Below are 1,619 nucleotides of genomic sequence, written 5' to 3'. Positions count from 1 at the left end.
TGGCCGTCATCAACGCTGGTCAACCTGCCGAGGCGGTCGTATTGATAGCTGACCTTGACCCCGTCGGGCAGGGTTTTGAGCAGCAACCGGCCCGCAGCATCGCGCTCATACGCCGTGACTAGCTGCGAGCCGTCATCCCCGAATTCGGTCTTTTCCAGCAAGTGGCCGTTGAGGTCGTAGGCATACGCCGTGCGCCGGCCATCGAAGCCGATTTCCTGTCGGATCAATCCGGTTGGCGTGTAGTCCAGTTGGTATTTTTCGCCGGCCTCGTTCTCGATCTCGGTGAGCTGCAGTTGCGCATGGTCGTAGCGGTACTGCACCCGCGTGCCGTCGGGGTTGATCCGTCGCGACACCAGGTGCAGGTCATCGTCGTATTCGTAGCGGGTGATGTGCCCCAGCTCATCACGCTCGGCGGTGACCTGGCCGTAAGCGCCGTAGCTGTAGGCGCGGCTGCTGCCGTCAGGAAAGGTCGTCTGAACCAGCCGGCCCACCGCGTCCCATTGTTGACGGGTGATCGCGCCGTGTTCGTCTTGCGTCGTGATCCGCCGCCCCAGCGCGTCGTAGGAAAAACGCCGCACGCCACCGTCCGGCAACGTCTCCTCGAGCAACTGACCGAGGTCGTTCCACACCCATCGATGCCGACTGCTGTCCGGATAGCGGATCGACAGCAACTGGCCACGGCTGTCGTAGTAGTAATGACTGACCTGGCCGTCGGGGTCGACCGCCTCGATCACATCGCCCTGGGCGTTGCGCCGATAAATCCACTGCGCCTCGCCCCGCGAACGACGGTGCAGGAAACCGTTGCGATACTCGTAGGACGTTGGCGCATCGGCAGCAGGAATCAGCGCAATCAGCCGTCCGACGTCGTCGTAGCGATACTCGGTGACGGCGCCTGAAGCATCCTGCTCGGCGAGCAAGCGCCCGGCGGCGTCGTAGGCCTTGAGGTGTTCACCACCGTTGGCCTCGACCTTTCGCACCAGCCGCGCACGCTCGTCATGGACGTAGGTTTCTTCGGTGCCATCGACGTAATGCACCGCGACGCTGCCGTCGTCACCCCAGATGTAACGCGTGTTCATCTGCGAGAACGAGGCCCAGTGCCGTACGCAGCGCGCCGCCTTGCCGGAGCCTTGCCACTCCCAGAAGAAGCTCGCGCCGCCGGTCAACTGACGCTGGAGGATCACGTGGGCGTCGTCGTAGTCGTAACGCTCGCTTTCACCCACCGCGTTGGTCGCGGCCAATAGCCGCTGGCGGGCGTCGTAGCCGTAGCTGACCAGCGTCTGTTCGGTGTGCCAGCCCACCTCGCCGGCCACGAACACCTGATAATCGACCGCGACCAACTGCGCACGCTCATAACGCAGCCACAACGCCCGTCCGGCACCGTTGTCCACGCGACTGATGCGATCCTGACGATCCCGCGAAATACGCAGACGGTTGTCATACGCATCGCTGATCGCTGTCAGGCGTCCGGCGCGAAAGTGGTAAAACCGCGCGGTGTCCCCGGCCAGCGCAAGGATCAGTTCTTCCGGCTCTGTCTCTGATACTCATTGCCGCGCACACGAGCCGCCCATGCAGCCGGACTGCCGTCTTTCCTCTTGTAAACGAAAGTCAAATTTAGATCA

Annotated in this window: 1 pseudogene; it reads right to left on the bottom strand. The window is 63.0% G+C overall.

The window, feature by feature from the left end:
* A pseudogene (locus F2P67_RS27460) lies at window positions 1-1,529 on the bottom strand (type IV secretion protein Rhs); the annotation flags it as partial.
* Window positions 1,530-1,619: the final 90 nt, after the last annotated feature.

Origin of the sequence: Pseudomonas atagonensis (assembly GCF_011369485.1) — a bacterium.
GTDB classification, from domain to species: Bacteria; Pseudomonadota; Gammaproteobacteria; order Pseudomonadales; family Pseudomonadaceae; genus Aquipseudomonas; species Aquipseudomonas atagonensis.
Note: the sequence above shows the minus strand (reverse complement) of the source record. Positions and strands in the feature narration are given on the sequence as shown.